Below are 15,755 nucleotides of genomic sequence, written 5' to 3'. Positions count from 1 at the left end.
AAGGAGCCTTGCTGACACGCGGCAAAATTAGCGATCTGCAGCAAAAGGTGCTGCACCAGGCCCAGCCAAAAGAGGACCTGGAGGATCTGGCCAGCAAATATACGACCATCAGCTTCGAAGAAGCCTTGGAACTGTGCCAAAAATATATAACCAAAATTACAACCCATGCCTACAGGCGTGAAACCGATCCGGCGCGCAAACGGGAAATGACGAAGGCGTTTATCAACGAATTTGTGGATTCCCAGATGCCGTCGGTCGAAGGATATCCCGAGCTGGTTCAGCTTAAGCTGGCGCTTACGAATGAGATTACCCACTACGGGCCGATCACGGAAGCGATGGAAGACCCGGCGATCGACGAAATCCGGGCGAACGGGCCTGATCAGATTTTTGTGGAAAGCGGAGGGCGGTCGCTGCCATGGGACCAGCATTTTGTCGACCGGGAGCATATGGAGCGGATTATCGCCAAGCTGATCGGGGTATCCAAAATGCGGCTTATCCCCAAAATCCCGATGGTCAACGCGCGGACGATCGAGGGGTTCCGGGTAAATGCGACACACGCCGAAATTTCGCCTTACGGGCAGCCGGCGTTTGTTATCCGGAAATTCAGCAAAAAAAGCATCAACCCGCGTATGCTGGTCGAAAATGAGTCGTTTTCCGCCAATATGTATAAGCTGCTTTCCCTGATTCCGAAGTCGGACCTGTCCTGGATTACAGTTGGGCCGACGGGGAGCGGAAAAACGACCCTGAACGAAATTCTCGTCAAGGAGATCAACCCGCTGCAGCGGATCATCACGATCGAGAACCCGTCGGAGATGCGGCTGATCCAGCGGGAGCACGGCAGCGAGCACGGACGGGTGCTGAACGACGTGCTGCAGTACGAATCGGTGCCGGACGATGACGATGCCAGCCCCGCGACGATGGAGAACCTGCTCATCAACGCGATGCGGCAGTCGCCGCACTGGATTGGTCCCGGCGAGCTGCGGACGCCCGGCGAATTCGCCACCGCGCTCAGGGCCGCGCAGACCGGCCATTACTTTTTTTCGACGCTGCATGCGGAAGGGGACAAGGAAGCGATCTACCGGTTCCTGACCGCCTATCTGATGGCTTCAAACGAGCCGGCCGAGCTGGCGCTGCGCAACATCTGCAGCGCGGTGAAGTTCGTCATCTTCCAGGAGAAGCTGGCAGACGGCACGCGGAAGGTGACGTCGATCTCGGAGATTCTCGGCTCCGACGGGCTGAATCCGCTGATCAACCAGATTTACCGGTTCGACTGCGACGATGTCATCGAAGAGCAGGTGAACGGCCGGAAGATGATCCGGATCGTCGGACGGCACAGGCGGGTCGGCAAGATCTCGGAGAAGGTGCAGCAGCTGATGCTGAAAGCCGGCATCAAACGCAGCCGGTTCGAGTTTTTTGCCACCGATCCTTCCGAGGACGAGACGGAGGTGTATGCTTTTGACGAATACGCCTTTCATCACTAGCCTGCTGCTTGGGCTTGCTGCATTTATCCTGTTTAACGCCGTATTCAGCGTCCGCTTCTTCCAGGGACTCGGCGGATACCTGCTCAGCCAGATTGATACGATCGCCGAGCATCTCGGCCGGTACAACACGAAGCGGTATGTCGACCGGATGAAGCGAGAGCGGCTTGTCCGCAGCAAAGAAAATATTTACGCCAAATACAACCGGCTTGTGGAAGGACTTATTCTGGATTTTAACATGCCGTTTACGCTGGAGAGCTTCACGTCCATGCTGTGCATCTGCTTCGCCATCGTCGCGCTAATCGTCATTTTGTTCTTGAAGAGCATCACGCTGTCGGTACTGATCACGATTTCGATTTTTATCGGCCTGATTACGTTTTTCGTGATGCAGTCCAGGGCAATCCAGGCGGAGCGGCTGGAGAACATTATGGACGCCGAAGACGTCATTTGCCCGCTCGCCCGCGACGGGGTGCTGGTGGCGATCAAACGGGTGATGGAGAACGACGAGTATATCAGCCCGAACCTGCGCCCGTATTTTCAGCAGTTCATCGATAACTGCGAAAACAACGGTTATTCCTTCAAGCAGGCGATCACGCTGCTGAACCGGCAGCTCGGTCCGAAGTTCGACAATTTCACGAAGAAAGCGATCGTGTTCGAATATAACGAACGGAAGGGCATGGCGGATATTTTTCTCGACATTGTCGATGAAAACGCGGTGCTGCGCGAGATCAACATGAAGAAGGAACGGATTTTCCGCAAAATGAACCGGGATTTCATGCTGAAAACGGCCATTATCATCCTGTTTTTCCTGTTCGCCCTGACGGTTAAGGATTTCCGGGAATTCATGCTCTACACTACCGCCGGCAAAATGATTAACACAGTGATGATCAGCGTCATCTGCCTGAGCTTCGCCAGAAGCCAGATGCTGCAGGGGAATGTGGGCGTCGGAGGCGACCGGAAATGATGATGATTTTTATTGCCAAACTGGCCGCCATGCTGTCGATCCTGTATCTGGTTAAGGTGCTGTTCTATCCGATGATGCGTTCAGCCAGCCGGAACCAGAAGAAACGGGCGCGGCAGTACATCAAGCAGCGCAACAGCGAAATCAACAGACAGAAGCTGCGGAGATTCAAGCAGAAGCTGGCCAGAAATTATGGCAAAGGTCTGCTCAGCACAACGGAACGGGCCCGGTTCAAAAAAATGATCGACCGGCTTGACCTTGACAAGACGCCGGAGGAGATCCGGATTGAGCAGGTGCTGTTCGTACTGGGAGCCGTTTTGCTGACGGCGTTGATGATGAAGGTCAACCCCGTCCTGGGATTTATTACAGCTATATTTATCCTGCTGGGCTGGCTGTATCCCGTTTCGGAGATTGAAAAAGAGATCGAGCGCAAAAACCGCAACATCGCCCTGGATTTTCCGGCTTTTTACAGCATGGTGTATTACCAGTACATCAAGTCCGTTAACATTCATCTGGCGGATGTGCTCCGGGATTATATTCCGAACGCCAACCCCGATATCGGGGAAGAGCTGGGCGTAATGCTGGACAACACGGAATACGGGGAAGAATTTGCGCTGAAACAGCTGAAGAAGCGGGTCCCGCTGCATTATGTCATTAAGTTTTGCGATGTGATGGAGACGCGGCTGAAGGGATACGACAACATCTCCCAGATGGCGTACCTGAAAAACGAGATGGACGGCTTCCGTGTCCGGGCGCTGGAAGATGAACTGGAGCGCAGAGAACGCAGCGGAGCACGGATTCAGCTCACCTTGATTATCGTTTTGGCTTTGTATATTTTCATTTATTATCTATTCACCATTTTGGGTTCCTTAAAAATGTTTCAATAAATGCGATCCGTACCGGGTCGGTTAGGGGAGGAAGCAACAATGAACAATCAGTCTAAAAGAGGTATGCAAGCCGTACCGGATACTGGGGAGAAGGCGGAAAAACGTTCGGGATGGAAAGCCCGGCTCATGGCGTTCTGGAAGGATGAGAGCGGTGCGATGGGGGTCAAACAAATTGCTGCTACCGTTGCGGTGATCGTTATCATCGGTGCGGTTGTGGTCATTGTAAACGACAATTTAAGCACTTGGATTAGCGACGTTTGGAAGCTGTTTATGGAGCAAATCGAAAAAATGACGACTTCAGGTTAAGCGGGGAGCGATGAGCCATGCGGGGTGTAGCCAAAGCGGTCGTTGCCGTCATTTTATCCTCAGCCGCGATTCTGGTGCTGCTTAATCTCGCGTTTTTCTTCCCTTGGTATATGACGCTGATCAACGAGACCTACAACGTGTCCCAGATTGTGGCGGGCGATAACTACATGAAGCAGATGCATTATGACGATGCAATGGAGCGGCTGAAAGAACGTCCGATCTTCCGGGATAAGCAGGACAAGATCAAAATTGAAATTATGAACGCGGATAACCGCGAGGCGGTGGGCAGCAACGATGAAACCGACTATTACAATGTCGATGAAAGCCAAAAGCCGTATCTTCAGCGGGGGGAGCCGCTTACCGTAAAAATTTCGGCCGTTTATCCTTTTACCGTCACGTTATGGGGCAAAAAGTTTGAACAGGAGCTCCCTGTTTCGTTTTCGATGTCCACGACCGGACTCAAGCATTACAAAGATCTGGACTACTACTCCAACGATTGGGATGACGGGTCATGAGAAGCATCGCGGCAGCTATACTTGCAGTGCTGTTGGCATCCATTCTGATTGAGCCGCTCGTAGAAATGGCCAACGTCTTCCGGGAGAAGCTGCAGCTTAACGCTGCGGTGACCAATGCCTGCCGCGCCGCCAAAGACCGGGCGCTGGAATACGAACAGCTGCGCGGACTGGATGCAAAAGTGAATCGGGAGCGCTTCAAGCGGTATTTTGCCGAAGCCTTTGGGGATGCGCTGAATTTAACGCAGAAAAGCGACACGGGCGATGAGGTGACCTTCACTTCAGATGACGGACAGTTCAACGATTTTACAGTGACCTTTGATTTTAGTGACGAGACGGATTCGGGTACGGAACAAGAAATTTCGACGGTGCAAGTCGAAGCGGAAGCGAACTACAAATACAAGACGAAATACCTGAAAATGGCCGAAGATGCCATAGCCGGGGACGATTACAAGCTTGTCAGCGAGCGGACGTACATTTTGTCCGTGAAGAACTGACCGAAAGGAGGGGCGGCTGTGGACTATATCATGGTCACCCTGCAGACGGAAAGCGGCCGGCAGACCGATTTGAAAGTGCCGGCGTTTGTACCCGTCGGCGATTTGCTGGGGATGCTGGGCGAAGCGCTTGGCATGAGCCCGGGGCCTGAAGCCAGGCTCCAGGCCGAGCCGCTGGGCCGGATTCTGAACAACGGCCGCACGCTGGAGGAACAAGGCGTGTGCCATGGGGCCCTGCTGACCGTCATTTGAGAAGGAGCGATACCATGAACGGCAATATGCAAAATGGCGGGTTAATCCACAGGGCCGGAACGTCGCTGCTCGTAACCGACCTCAGGCATTATTCGGGAACGCTGCTCATTCATAATGATACGAGTTTCGACACGTTCACGGACAGCCTGATGTGGTTTATGAGCGAAGACGGTCAGGGCACGCTTTACAGCGACCAGCGCGGCGGCAACCGGCTCTGCCGTTACCGGCCGGACAGCCGGAGGGAAGAAGTGCTGCTGGATAAACCCGTGATGCTGCCGACGCTTGCCGGCGGCCGGATCTACTACATAGACGAAACGGACCGCTGTCTATACGCCTGCGACCTGGGCGGCGGGGCGGACCGCCGGCTGTCCGACGAGCGCGTGTACTCGTTCCTGCCGATGGAGGATGGAACGGTGCTGTACTCGTCGGCGCAGGGCATCCGCCGGGCGGACGCCGGCTTCGGCAGGCCGGAGACGCTGGCCGAAGCGAGCGCAGGGGCGCTGATCCGGGCCGGCGGGCGGATCGCCTACGCGGACCGGGAGCGCGAGCTGGCGCTGACGCTGCTGGACCTGTCCGGCGGGCAGCCGGAGACGCTGGACGCTATCGCGGCATCGTCGATCAACACGGACGGCCGGTACCTGTACTGCGCCAACCGCCGCCACGGCTCCAGCCTGTACCGGGTGGACCCGTTAAGCGGCGCAAGCATCCGGATCAGCGGCGACAGCGCGGATTATCTGCATGTGCTCGAAGACGACATTTATTTCATCAGCAACCGGGAATGGTACCGGCTGCCGCTGTCGGGCGGCGAAGCGGAGCCGCTGATCAAACGGGGAGGAACAGGCCATGAATATGGAATTTAGCAGACAGCCGCGCTTCCTGCCGGAGATCCCGAAAGGCGAGGTGGAGGTGCCGAATCCGCCGATGCTGCAGGAGAAGCCGGAAATCTCCTGGTTCGGCCTGCTGCTGCCGCCGCTCGTGATGCTGGTCATCACCGTGCTGATCGCGATGACGTCGCAGTCGCTGTTCCTGCTCATTTCGGTGGCTACCACGATTATGACGCTGTTTGGTTCGCTGACCGGAGCGGTCACCCAAATCCGCAAGTACCGCCGGAAAAAGCGCGAACGCGAGGAGAAATATCTGCAGTTCATCACGGACACCCGAAGCGAGCTGGCGCTGGCCCGGGAGCAGCAGATCAGCGCGATGAACGAAATGAGCCCGGAACCGGCCGAATGTGTCCGGCGGATTATGGAACGGGACAGCCGGCTGTGGGAAAAGACGCCGGTACATAACGATTTTCTAGCGGTCCGTGTTGGCGTGGGCAGCGCTCCGCTGGAGATGGAGATCCGCTATACGAAGCAAGCGGTGATCCTGGAGACAGACCCGCTGCTGATGGAGCCCCAGCGGCTTGCGATGGATTTTGCCAAAGTCCCGGGCGTACCGCTTACTGTCAATCTGGTGGAAACCGAGATTTGCGGGATTGCCGGGGAGGACGACAAGACGGCCGAGCTCCTGAAGCTGATGCTGCTCCAGATCGTCACGCATCAGGGATACGACGATGTACGGATCGTGCTGCTGGCCGGGGATAAAGGGCTGGACCGCTGGAACTGGCTGAAGTTCCTGCCCCATGTGTGGGACGACGGGCTGAATGTGCGCTTCCTGCTCTGCGGCAAAGCGCTGGCCCATCAGGTGCTGTCGGAAATGTATACCGTGCTCAAGGACCGCGAGCTGCGTTCGAACGGGGGCGGCGTCCTGCCGCACTACCTGTTTATTGTGGAGGACCCGACACTGCTTGAGAACGAGCTGATCAGCAAATATCTGTATAACGGCAGCTCAAAGCTGGGGGTATCCAGCGTTTTTATCGCCCCGAACGCGGCTTATCTGCCAATGAACTGTAAAACTGTGATCACTCTGCAGGGCAAAAGCGGCGAGATGGCGAACCGCGTAACCGGCCTGAAGCTGGCATTTACGCCGGACCACGCGGAGCTGCGTGAGCTGGAGCTGGCCGCCCGCAAGCTGGCGCCGCTCCGGATCAAAAATTCCAGCGCGAGCTTTTCGCTTCCGTCCAGCATTTCGCTGCTGGAAATGCTGGAGGCGGAGAAGGTGTCGGATATTCATGTAATCGAGCACTGGACCCGCAACAAAACGTATATGGGTATGAGCGTGCCGATCGGCTCGCGGGCCGGCGGCGAAGCGCTGCACCTGGATATGCACGAGACGGGTTTTGGTCCGCACGGGCTTGTGGCAGGAACAACCGGCTCGGGGAAATCGGAGCTGCTGCAGAGCATCATCGTCTCGCAGGCGATCCACTATCATCCGCATGACATCGCGTTTGTGCTGATCGACTATAAGGGCGGCGGCATGGCGGATGTGTTCAAGGGGATGCCGCATCTCGTCGGGACCATTACGAACCTGGACGGGAACCAGACGACCCGGGCGCTGCTTTCAATCAAAAGCGAGCTGATGCGCAGGCAGCGTGTGTTCTCGGAATACGGGGTCAACAACATCGATAAATACCAGAAGCTGTATTACAGCCGGACGGACCGGCAGGGGATGCCGGCGATCCCGCATCTCATCATGATTGCGGATGAGTTCGCCGAGCTGAAGCAGGACCAGCCGGACTTCATGAAAGAGCTGGTCAGTACGGCCCGGGTCGGCCGAAGCCTGGGCGTGCACTTGATACTGGCGACCCAGAAACCGGCCGGCGTCGTTGACGACCAGATCTGGAGTAACTCGAAGTTCAAAATCTGTCTGAAGGTGCAGGATGAGGCGGACAGCCGGGATGTGATCAAACGTCCCGACGCAGCAATGATCAAGGAGCCGGGACGGGCTTATATTCAGGTCGGCAACGACGAAATTTTTGAGCTGTTCCAGTCGGCGTTCTCCGGGGCGGATTATGACCCAAAAGGCGAGCTGCAGAAGCTGGAGAACAAGGCAAAGCGGATTTACCGGGTGTCGGTGAGCGGAAGAAGCGAACAGATTTACCCGCTTGAGGAGGAAAAAATCGCCCGCCACGAGGTGCCGTCCCAACTGCTTGCGATGGTGGAACACATCACCCGGACCGCGGAGCAGTTTGGCATTCAGCCGGTGAAGGGCCCGTGGCTGCCGCCGCTGCCCGAGACGGTTTGGCTGGATTCGCTTACGCCGGAGGTTTATGCCGGCGGAGGAGTTTGGCCGCAGCGGAGCCAGCTGCTCAGCGTGCCGGTCGGCCTGATGGACGATCCGAGGGGGCAGCGGCAGGAAGCGCTGGAGATCGATTTTGCGTCGGAAGGGAACCTGTTCGTGTATGGAGCGCCCGGAACGGGCAAAACCGTGTTCCTCCGGACCCTGTGCATGTCGGCCGCGCTGAACTATTCGCCGGAAGATGTGAACCTGTATCTCATGGATTTTGGCGGAAGTTCACTCAAAACGCTGGAAAAGCTGCCGCATGTCGGCGGTGTCATGACACTGGAACAGGAAGAAAAAATCGATCAGTTCATGCGCTTTATCTTCCGCATTATGGAGGAGCGCCGCACGCTGTTTGAAGAGACGGGCAGCGAAGGATTTGCCGACTACCGCCGGAGCGGGCGCAAGCTGCCCGGGGTGGTGCTGGTGATCGACAACTATTTTGCGCTGTCGGAGACATACGAAGATATCGATACCCAGATGGTGGTCCTGGCCCGCGAGGGCTTCAAATACGGCATTTACCTGGTAGCAACCGCGACCAACAGCGCGCTGGTGCGCTACAAATTTTCGGTTAACTTCAAAATGGCCGTCAGCTTCCAGCTTACCGAAAAAAGCGAATACGACGGCATCGTCGGCCGGACGGAAGGACTGGAGCCGGCAAAGACGGCCGGCCGGGGACTGGTCCGGGGCAAACCGCCGCTTGAGTTCCAGGCGGCGCTGCCCGAATTCGAGGGAGCCGGGGCGGAAGCGATGCTGGCGCGGTTCGACGATCCAACGCTGCCGAAAGCGGTGCCGATCCCGCTGATGCCGGCGTCGATCGACCTGCGTGCTTTGAACGCAGGCGAGGAACGCCTCGCAATCGGCCTCGGCAGCAACGATTTGCAGCCGGTGGCGATTGATCTCCAGGCGACGCCGGTGCTGATGGTGGCCGGAGATGCCATGTCCGGCAAGAGCACGCTGCTCGTCTCCTGGATCTCGCTGCTCAGCGAGCGGCAGCCGGACGCTGAAGTATATGCGCTCGACTCCGCCGGAATGGGGCTGTACGAACTGATGCGCCGCCCGAACGTCAAGGATTTGGCTGCTATCGAGGACATGTTCGAATTTGTGGAGGAGTTCAAGGCGAAGCTGGACGCCCGGCGCAGCGAGCTGCTGGCCTGCCGGATGGCGGGCGGCGATCCGGCCGCGCTGGTCAAGAGCTGGAACCAGATTGTGTTCGTCATCGACAAGCTTGGCGAGCTGACCGGCAACGACATGTATTCGCTGCATGAGCTGCTGGAGCGGATCATCAAGCAGGAGCGGGGCATGAAGATTGCGGTGATTGCCGCCGACAATACGGCGGATCTCGCTTCCAACTGGGATATGCTCGGCAAGACGATCCGCGAGGAGCAGACCGGCGTGCTGCTCGGACGGATCAAGGAGCAGAATCTGTATTCGGTTTCCTTCCCGTACGGGACGCAGGAGCGGAATATGGAGCAGGGCGACGGCTATTTTATCGTCAAAAACAAATACACGCCTATGCGCTGCGGGGTGCTGAAGCAGCTTGAATTAGCGAATGCACGTTAAGCAGGAGTTTGAAATTCGAACCGGAGGTGAAGTCGATGTCTGTAAGTCCTGGTGAAATCCGGCGGTATGCTTCCCAGGTCCACGGCCTCGGACAGGAAGTGGCCAGAGTCTCCATTCAGCTGAATGCGGAATACAACCAGTCCTCGCAGTATTGGACCGGAACGGCAGCCAAGTCGTTCCAGAGCGCTTATCCGCCGCTGAATAACGATATCCGGACGCTTCAGAACAAAATCGCCCAGCTCCAGACCGGCATCGAACGGGTGGCAACCGACGTGCAGCGTGCAGAGCAGGAGCGGGCCGAAAAGAAACGGCTGGCGGAGGAAAAAGCACGCCGCGAACGCGAGCAGGAGCAACGCGAACAGCGCGATCGGGAAAGAGAGCAGCAGCGGCAGAACAGCCGCCGCTAGAACGGCTGCCGCTCCCACAGCCGACGCTAGCGCGACCGCCGCTCCCACGGCCGCTGGCATTCCTTACAATGCCTTGAAAGGAGGTGATACATAATGGCGGGAAACAATTTGACATTTAATCCGGATCAGGCGCTTAGCGTTGCCAAGTCCATCAGCACCAAGGCCAACAACGCGCAAACGCTGATCAACCAGCTGCAAAAAGAAATTCACTCGGTTAGCGGATGGTGGCAAGGCGAATCGCAAACGGCATTTGTTCAGCAATTCGACGGCCTCATGCCTAGCTTTAAAGAACTGGTAACTTGCGTAGAGAACATCAGCAAGAACCTGACGCAAATCGCGAACATCAAGCAGCAAGCGGAGCAGGAAATGGCCAGCAAGCTGCGCGGAAGATAAGCGCGGGAATGGTGCAGCAAGGCGGAGCGGCCGGAAGGCCGGATCCGCCCGCTGTGCCGTATCTTTTTTTGATAATGGAGAAACCGGGATGGTTCTACCCGAGAACGTTTGACTGTTTACTACATAGCAAGACAATTCCGGCGTCCTTTGGCGCGGGAGGTATTTACTGATTGTTGATTCAAATCTTGAATGCGGAGGGACCTGTACGTGGAGCTGACCGATAAAGAATATCTGATGCTGGCCTCGGTTGTCGGTGGAAACATCGCGGAAGACGCGGGCAAAGGCACATTGCAGGATTTAATCAGCCAGAGCGCGGTTAGTTCGGAGCACGGAACCGGGACCGGCACACAGGCTTCAATGCATGATGATATGGAAGAGCTGCTGAACAGCGGCAGACTGGGCGGCCTTGTTTTGACGGAGCGGCTTATGCTTCCTGAAGTAAGGGGCTATGCCTTTAGGGATGAAAAAGAGGATAACGTCATTATCTTTACATATACAGGGGAATCTTGGCTTGGAGGATTGCAGTCCATACTTGGAGGAGAAGGGAACCTTGTGCGGGAAGCCGCCGCGTTTCTTGGCCGCAGCCGGGGTGAAGGTGCTTGCTCCGTGACGGGAATTGGATTGGGTGGATCGCTCGCTTTATTTGCGGCGGCCCATACTGACGGCATAATGGGTGTGGTGTTCGATGCGCCGGGGGTTGCCAATCTGCTTGAACCGGAGCAGACCGGTCATCTGCTGATCAAAAACTATTTGGCTTACAACAGCCTGGTGTCAGCGATTGGCTGGCATACCGAAAAGGTGTTTTTCGCCAAACTGCCTGACGGGATGGGCAGCGAGCTGATTTTTGATACGGCGGGCCCGCAGCATTACCGGTTTGATGCCGAAGGGCGGATCGTGATCGGTGAAAAAGGCGAGGCTTACGATTTATTTTCCAAGCTGAACGTCCTGATGGAGGACGAAAACAGCCGGATGATGCAGGAGGTATCCGGTGCGTTTGCGGCTGCGGCCGGAGAGGAAGCAGACCTCGGCGACTGGATCTATACAATGTTTGCGCTGATCGAACAGCTGGAGACAGACCAGATCAGCGAGGCGCTGACCGACATCGCCGGAAGATACGACAGGCTGATCGACGAGCTGTGGGACCGCTGGCGGACCGAAATGAATGCCAGCGCCCGGAAGCTCGGCATCGACGAGTTGGGCGACGTGTTTTCCGCCCGGATCGAAGCGACGATGCTGGAGGGAGCGGGCATACTGGAGCAGATTTTTTATTACTCCGAGTCGTATTTGTCTATTCTGATTCTGTGCAGTCCCGAAAGCGACAAGCTGGCGGACCGGCTGGAGGAGGAGCTGAACCGGCTGACCGACGCGTTGACCGGAAGACTGGAACGGCTGGCCGGGCAGATGACCGATTATCTGGAGCCGCTGATCGAGCTGCAGCGCAAGTCGAGATTCCAGATGCCGCAGCTGCAGTTCCAGTTTGCGGAGGAATGACCTTCAGGTGGCGCGGCGGGCTTGACACCAGGTTACAAGGAGCGTGAAATCGAGAGTGAACATGACTTTGAAAAGGGCGGTGGGCATTCCAATGACGTTACTACTTTTGATGGGGCTGTTTGGCTGTGGAGGGGGATCCCGCGAAGAGAATGCGGAGAAGCGGATTCTGGAAGCGATGCAGGAGAAATACGGAAAAGAATTTGTACTCGACAGCATTGGCGGCAGCTGGGGGACGATGAACAACAATACGCTGAAGGCGGTCGTTCGCCCTGCGGATGACAACACCCTCAAGGTGCCGGTGGAAATCACAAAGGATCTTAAAGACGTGTACGACATGTACCTGAACCAGGCGGTGGCCCGGAACGAGCAGCCGAAGATTGAGGCGATAGCAAAGCAGTTTTGGCCTGACAGCAAAATCGTAATCTCCAACGACACGAAACTGATGTACCCCGAAGATAACAACACCAGCATGTCTTATAAGGAGTTTCTTGAGAAGAATCCGAACAATACGATGCTGATTATGCTATACCTCAATGGCGACCAATATGTGGGTGATAAAGGAACAATTGATGAAGAAAAAGAACTGAAAAATCAGCTGGCTTTTGCCAATCAAATTGCAGAACAAGGTTACGTCAGCACCCGCGTATCTTTTGTCTATGCCAAGCCTGAGATGTATAACCGGTTTGAGGAGGCTCTTCAGTCCAGCGAAACCGTTGATCGTTTTTTTGAAAAAGAACAGGAAAAAACCGGGGAGTCCTTCGATCTAACCAGGACGACCTTTAAAGTAGATAAAGACGGAAAGATTGTAGAAACCGAGGAGAAAATCAAGTCTTATTTTGAGCTCTGGAAAGAGGAGAGGGAGGAATACGCCAGTCAGAGAGGAGGGGCACGATGAGCAACAACGGCAACAACGATCTCACTGATGTGGAGTTAAAGCAGTTATCTCAGTTGGTGTATTTGGATATCGCTGAACATCAAGGGAAAATGCTTGAAATCAACAATCTGTATAAAGCAAACAAAGGAAAAATTACAGTCGGTGAGCTGGTTGAATATTATCAGTCACCCGAAGGCGACGAAATTCTCCGGAACCGCTATACCAAAGAGCTTAACGGTAAGCCTGAATATGACCAGTGGATGAGTTTGCTGGAGACAATGAATAAGCCGGAGTACCGGAATTGGGAGATTTCCAATGTAGTCTCGCATAACGGCAAAGAGGAGTCAGGGTTCGTAGCTTTTACGGTGGATACCAAGGATGGCAACAAAATTGCTGCTTTCCGGGGCAGTGAGCCGATGGAGAATTCCCTTTACCGGAATGACTGGAAAAATAATGCGACCACTTCCTATTCGCTGGAGGCCGTTCAGCAGGAGGAGGCAAGACGTTATATCAACAGCTTGAAGCTAAAAGAGGGCGAGCAGCTGTACCTTACGGGACACTCTTTGGGCGGAAACTTGGCATTATACTCTTCCTTCATTCTTCCAGAATCCATGCGCGATCAGCTTGTTTCGGCAACGACGTTCAACGCTCCGGGCTTTAACGCGAATGTGCTGAACCTGCACGAGGACGCCATTCAGGAAATGAACCGGAAGGGACAGTTAAGAGAGTTCCGAAACATTTACGATATCGTACCGGCCTTATTTAATAATCCTTCGGCAGGGATATATGTGGATTCGCTTTCGACGGGGGCGGTCAGCTTCGACCATCACTCTTTGTTTTCATTAAAAGTGGATGAAAAAGATGCCACTACGTTCCAACGTTCGGATGTACAGGTGTCGGGACCCGTACCCGACATTGTCCACAACATCACAGTGGGACTGGATGTCGTGCCCGCCGGAATCAAAATGATGATTGTGCAGGGTGTTTTTGCGCTGTGGGATACGGTAGAAAGCAACAGCTTGGTGGAGAACATTTTGCTTGCGGGTGTGATTGTGGCAGCCGGATTGTTTTTCCTGGGTCCGATTGGGCTGGGCATACTTGCGGTCAAAATCCTCGTGGGTACAATTGCGGCGGTCATCGGGCTGTACGTCATTGGTTTTATTATCAACAAGCTGATCCCCTGGATTGAGCAAGGGCTGCAGAACCTGGCGGAGCTGGTTGAGAATTTCTTCAAAGAAGCAGTCGAGGTGATTACCAACCTGGTCGTACAGGCCTGCAATCTGGCGAACCTGATCGGTGATCAGATCGTCGAGTTCACCCAGAAGGTCAAAGGCGCCGTTACCCAATTTTTCAAAGACCTGAAAGACGGATTCAACCGCTTCGTCGACGATACCATCCAATACGTCAAGGCGCAAACCGAAAAGCTCAAGAAGCTGAAGGACCAAGCGGTGCAGAAGCTGGGCGATATTTTCAACGCCGTAAAGGACACCTTCTCCCGGAAAAAGACCGAGGTCATCGAAAGCGTCCGTTCGTTCAAGGATTCCATTGTCGGCAATCTGAAGGCCAAGGTGAAACAAGTCGCCAAATTCGCAGCAGCAACGGCGACAGCCCTGCATCAGGCCAAAATCGCCGCCGACCTCAGCCGGCTGCAGGCGCTGCAGCAGAACCTGAGGCGCAAGCAGGAGGACATCGCCTCACTGGTCCGAAAGGCGGTCAATGCGGCTTCCAGTGTCGCATCGATGGTCGGGCGTTCTTATCCCGAGCCGTACGTACAGGCTCGATTGCGGGAACTGGAGCGGCTCGCCGAGGAAGTGCAGGCGCAGGAACGCAAGGTGTCGGAGAAGCTCGAGCAGCAGTCTAACGGCGTCAAGCATTCCGTGGACACCTACCGCAGCACGGAGTCCAAGCTGAAGGCAATGTCCCGCAGCGGAACTGCGTTCGCTTAGCTTTAGAGCGGACCTGCCGTATTTTTCAACAACTGTTCGGCCCCAACGCCGGAGACAGGCAAACCGCTTGTTTCCGGCTTCATAAAGTTTTTTATAGAAAAGAGAGGAGATTACATATGAAACGCTTCATGCAATCCTTCCTGGCGGTGGCCCTTTTGATGGTAACCGTATTCGCTTCAAGCGCCTCCGCCGCATTTTCTCTGCGGGTCGTAGTCGACGGTAAAGAAATTCTGTTCCCGGACGCGCAGCCGTTCATCGATTCCAAGCAGCGGGTGCAGCTGCCGATCCGTTTTGTCAGCGAGGCGCTGGGAGCCAAGGTGCTGTGGGATGCTTCCGCAAAAAAAGTTACGATTACGCTCGACGGTAAAACCATGGTTATCCGCATCGGCCAAAAAAGCTACCAGGTCAACGGCAAGACCAAGCAAATGGATACGGCGGCCATATACAAGCAGTACCGCACCTTTGTTCCGCTCCGTTTCATCTATGAAGGTCTCGGCGTGGATACCCGCTGGGAGGATGCGGTAAAGACGGTATACATAAACACCTCGACCGGAGGCAGTGCGCCAACCCCAACCCAAAAACCAACCCCGCAGAACACAACCGACCCGAAGACGGCGAATGTGCATGGGTTTAAGGTGAGTTATGTGGAGATGGCACCGAATGAGGAGCCAGGATATAGAACTAACTCTCAATTGACAGTATGGGAGAATGTTAATCCACAACAATATGAGTGGTTACTCGCCATTCAAGTGGATTTTGAGAGTATAGGGGCGGATCCGATCAAGGGAATGCAGGAGGCAGAAGCAATTTTACGGCAGCGAATAGAGGGTGAAATTGTAGATGATGTTATGAATTATGTAAAGAAGAAGACGAAACGGTCTCAAGGATTACCAGAAAAAGTTTTTGAATCAAAGGATTATGAGATTGTAGTTGCTTCCTCAACCTATGCTAACACTCAGATTGCTATATATAAAAAAGGAAATCTGTATAAAGGATAATATTAGGGAAGATTAGGAGCCTAAAAATAGT

At 55.0% G+C, this 15,755-nt stretch carries 15 protein-coding genes; all 15 read left to right on the top strand.

Annotated elements, in window-relative coordinates; all coding sequences use genetic code 11:
• Positions 1-8: 8 nt before the first annotated feature.
• The 15 genes from ACE6ED_RS23575 (at position 9) to ACE6ED_RS23505 (ending at position 15,724) form a co-directional block, all read left to right on the top strand.
• The gene (locus tag ACE6ED_RS23575) at positions 9-1,481 is read left to right on the top strand and encodes an ATPase, T2SS/T4P/T4SS family (protein ID WP_410829881.1); all 1,473 of its coding nucleotides are present in this window, start codon (positions 9-11) and stop codon (positions 1,479-1,481) included.
• Positions 1,456-2,442 (top strand): 6TM ABC transporter family protein, encoded by a 987-nt coding sequence (locus ACE6ED_RS23570; RefSeq protein WP_410829880.1) that lies wholly within the window; start codon positions 1,456-1,458, stop codon positions 2,440-2,442. The genes ACE6ED_RS23575 and ACE6ED_RS23570 overlap by 26 nt, the downstream gene beginning before the upstream one ends.
• On the top strand, positions 2,439-3,326 hold the full coding sequence (locus ACE6ED_RS23565) for a hypothetical protein (protein ID WP_410829879.1): 888 nt from the start codon (positions 2,439-2,441) through the stop codon (positions 3,324-3,326). Before ACE6ED_RS23570 ends, ACE6ED_RS23565 begins: the two co-directional genes overlap by 4 nt.
• A 39-nt stretch (positions 3,327-3,365) precedes the next feature.
• Positions 3,366-3,632: a hypothetical protein gene (locus ACE6ED_RS23560; protein ID WP_410829878.1), complete on the top strand. Its 267-nt coding sequence runs from the start codon at positions 3,366-3,368 to the stop codon at positions 3,630-3,632.
• Between the two features lie 17 nt (positions 3,633-3,649).
• Positions 3,650-4,147, top strand: a complete 498-nt coding sequence (locus ACE6ED_RS23555; protein WP_410829877.1) for a hypothetical protein — start codon at positions 3,650-3,652, stop codon at positions 4,145-4,147.
• The gene (locus tag ACE6ED_RS23550) at positions 4,144-4,641 is read left to right on the top strand and encodes a hypothetical protein (RefSeq protein ID WP_410829876.1); all 498 of its coding nucleotides are present in this window, start codon (positions 4,144-4,146) and stop codon (positions 4,639-4,641) included. The genes ACE6ED_RS23555 and ACE6ED_RS23550 overlap by 4 nt, the downstream gene beginning before the upstream one ends.
• 18 nt (positions 4,642-4,659) lie before the next feature.
• Positions 4,660-4,890, top strand: a complete 231-nt coding sequence (locus tag ACE6ED_RS23545; protein WP_410829875.1) for an EsaB/YukD family protein — start codon at positions 4,660-4,662, stop codon at positions 4,888-4,890.
• Between the two features lie 14 nt (positions 4,891-4,904).
• The gene (locus tag ACE6ED_RS23540; protein ID WP_410829874.1) at positions 4,905-5,750 is read left to right on the top strand and encodes a DUF5050 domain-containing protein; all 846 of its coding nucleotides are present in this window, start codon (positions 4,905-4,907) and stop codon (positions 5,748-5,750) included.
• On the top strand, positions 5,734-9,615 hold the full coding sequence (gene essC / locus ACE6ED_RS23535; protein WP_410829873.1) for a type VII secretion protein EssC: 3,882 nt from the start codon (positions 5,734-5,736) through the stop codon (positions 9,613-9,615). Before ACE6ED_RS23540 ends, essC begins: the two co-directional genes overlap by 17 nt.
• A 35-nt stretch (positions 9,616-9,650) precedes the next feature.
• Positions 9,651-10,022 (top strand): WXG100 family type VII secretion target, encoded by a 372-nt coding sequence (locus tag ACE6ED_RS23530; RefSeq protein WP_410829872.1) that lies wholly within the window; start codon positions 9,651-9,653, stop codon positions 10,020-10,022.
• 93 nt (positions 10,023-10,115) lie between these two features.
• Positions 10,116-10,415: a WXG100 family type VII secretion target gene (locus tag ACE6ED_RS23525; RefSeq protein ID WP_410829871.1), complete on the top strand. Its 300-nt coding sequence runs from the start codon at positions 10,116-10,118 to the stop codon at positions 10,413-10,415.
• Between the two features lie 207 nt (positions 10,416-10,622).
• Positions 10,623-11,906 (top strand): hypothetical protein, encoded by a 1,284-nt coding sequence (locus tag ACE6ED_RS23520; protein WP_410829870.1) that lies wholly within the window; start codon positions 10,623-10,625, stop codon positions 11,904-11,906.
• A gap of 91 nt (positions 11,907-11,997) precedes the next feature.
• Positions 11,998-12,801, top strand: a complete 804-nt coding sequence (locus ACE6ED_RS23515) for a hypothetical protein (RefSeq protein WP_410829869.1) — start codon at positions 11,998-12,000, stop codon at positions 12,799-12,801.
• Positions 12,798-14,726 carry an Mbeg1-like protein gene (locus ACE6ED_RS23510; RefSeq protein ID WP_410829868.1) on the top strand — a complete coding sequence of 643 codons (1,929 nt, stop codon included), beginning with the start codon at positions 12,798-12,800 and terminating at the stop codon, positions 14,724-14,726. Before ACE6ED_RS23515 ends, ACE6ED_RS23510 begins: the two co-directional genes overlap by 4 nt.
• A gap of 116 nt (positions 14,727-14,842) precedes the next feature.
• Positions 14,843-15,724 (top strand): copper amine oxidase N-terminal domain-containing protein, encoded by an 882-nt coding sequence (locus ACE6ED_RS23505; RefSeq protein WP_410829867.1) that lies wholly within the window; start codon positions 14,843-14,845, stop codon positions 15,722-15,724.
• Positions 15,725-15,755: the final 31 nt, after the last annotated feature.

Source organism: Paenibacillus nanchangensis (assembly GCF_046543445.1).
GTDB classification, from domain to species: domain Bacteria; phylum Bacillota; class Bacilli; order Paenibacillales; family Paenibacillaceae; genus Paenibacillus_AQ; species Paenibacillus_AQ nanchangensis.
This window is presented reverse-complemented; position numbering and strand designations above follow the sequence as displayed.

Coding starts and splice junctions, on each gene's coding strand:
- ACE6ED_RS23540 (WP_410829874.1), top strand. CDS start 4,905: ATGAACGGCAATATGCAAAATGGCGGGTTAATCCACAGGGCCGGAACG.
- ACE6ED_RS23505 (WP_410829867.1), top strand. CDS start 14,843: ATGAAACGCTTCATGCAATCCTTCCTGGCGGTGGCCCTTTTGATGGTA.
- essC (WP_410829873.1), top strand. CDS start 5,734: ATGAATATGGAATTTAGCAGACAGCCGCGCTTCCTGCCGGAGATCCCG.
- ACE6ED_RS23510 (WP_410829868.1), top strand. CDS start 12,798: ATGAGCAACAACGGCAACAACGATCTCACTGATGTGGAGTTAAAGCAG.
- ACE6ED_RS23555 (WP_410829877.1), top strand. CDS start 3,650: ATGCGGGGTGTAGCCAAAGCGGTCGTTGCCGTCATTTTATCCTCAGCC.
- ACE6ED_RS23565 (WP_410829879.1), top strand. CDS start 2,439: ATGATGATGATTTTTATTGCCAAACTGGCCGCCATGCTGTCGATCCTG.
- ACE6ED_RS23560 (WP_410829878.1), top strand. CDS start 3,366: ATGAACAATCAGTCTAAAAGAGGTATGCAAGCCGTACCGGATACTGGG.
- ACE6ED_RS23515 (WP_410829869.1), top strand. CDS start 11,998: ATGACGTTACTACTTTTGATGGGGCTGTTTGGCTGTGGAGGGGGATCC.
- ACE6ED_RS23550 (WP_410829876.1), top strand. CDS start 4,144: ATGAGAAGCATCGCGGCAGCTATACTTGCAGTGCTGTTGGCATCCATT.
- ACE6ED_RS23525 (WP_410829871.1), top strand. CDS start 10,116: ATGGCGGGAAACAATTTGACATTTAATCCGGATCAGGCGCTTAGCGTT.
- ACE6ED_RS23530 (WP_410829872.1), top strand. CDS start 9,651: ATGTCTGTAAGTCCTGGTGAAATCCGGCGGTATGCTTCCCAGGTCCAC.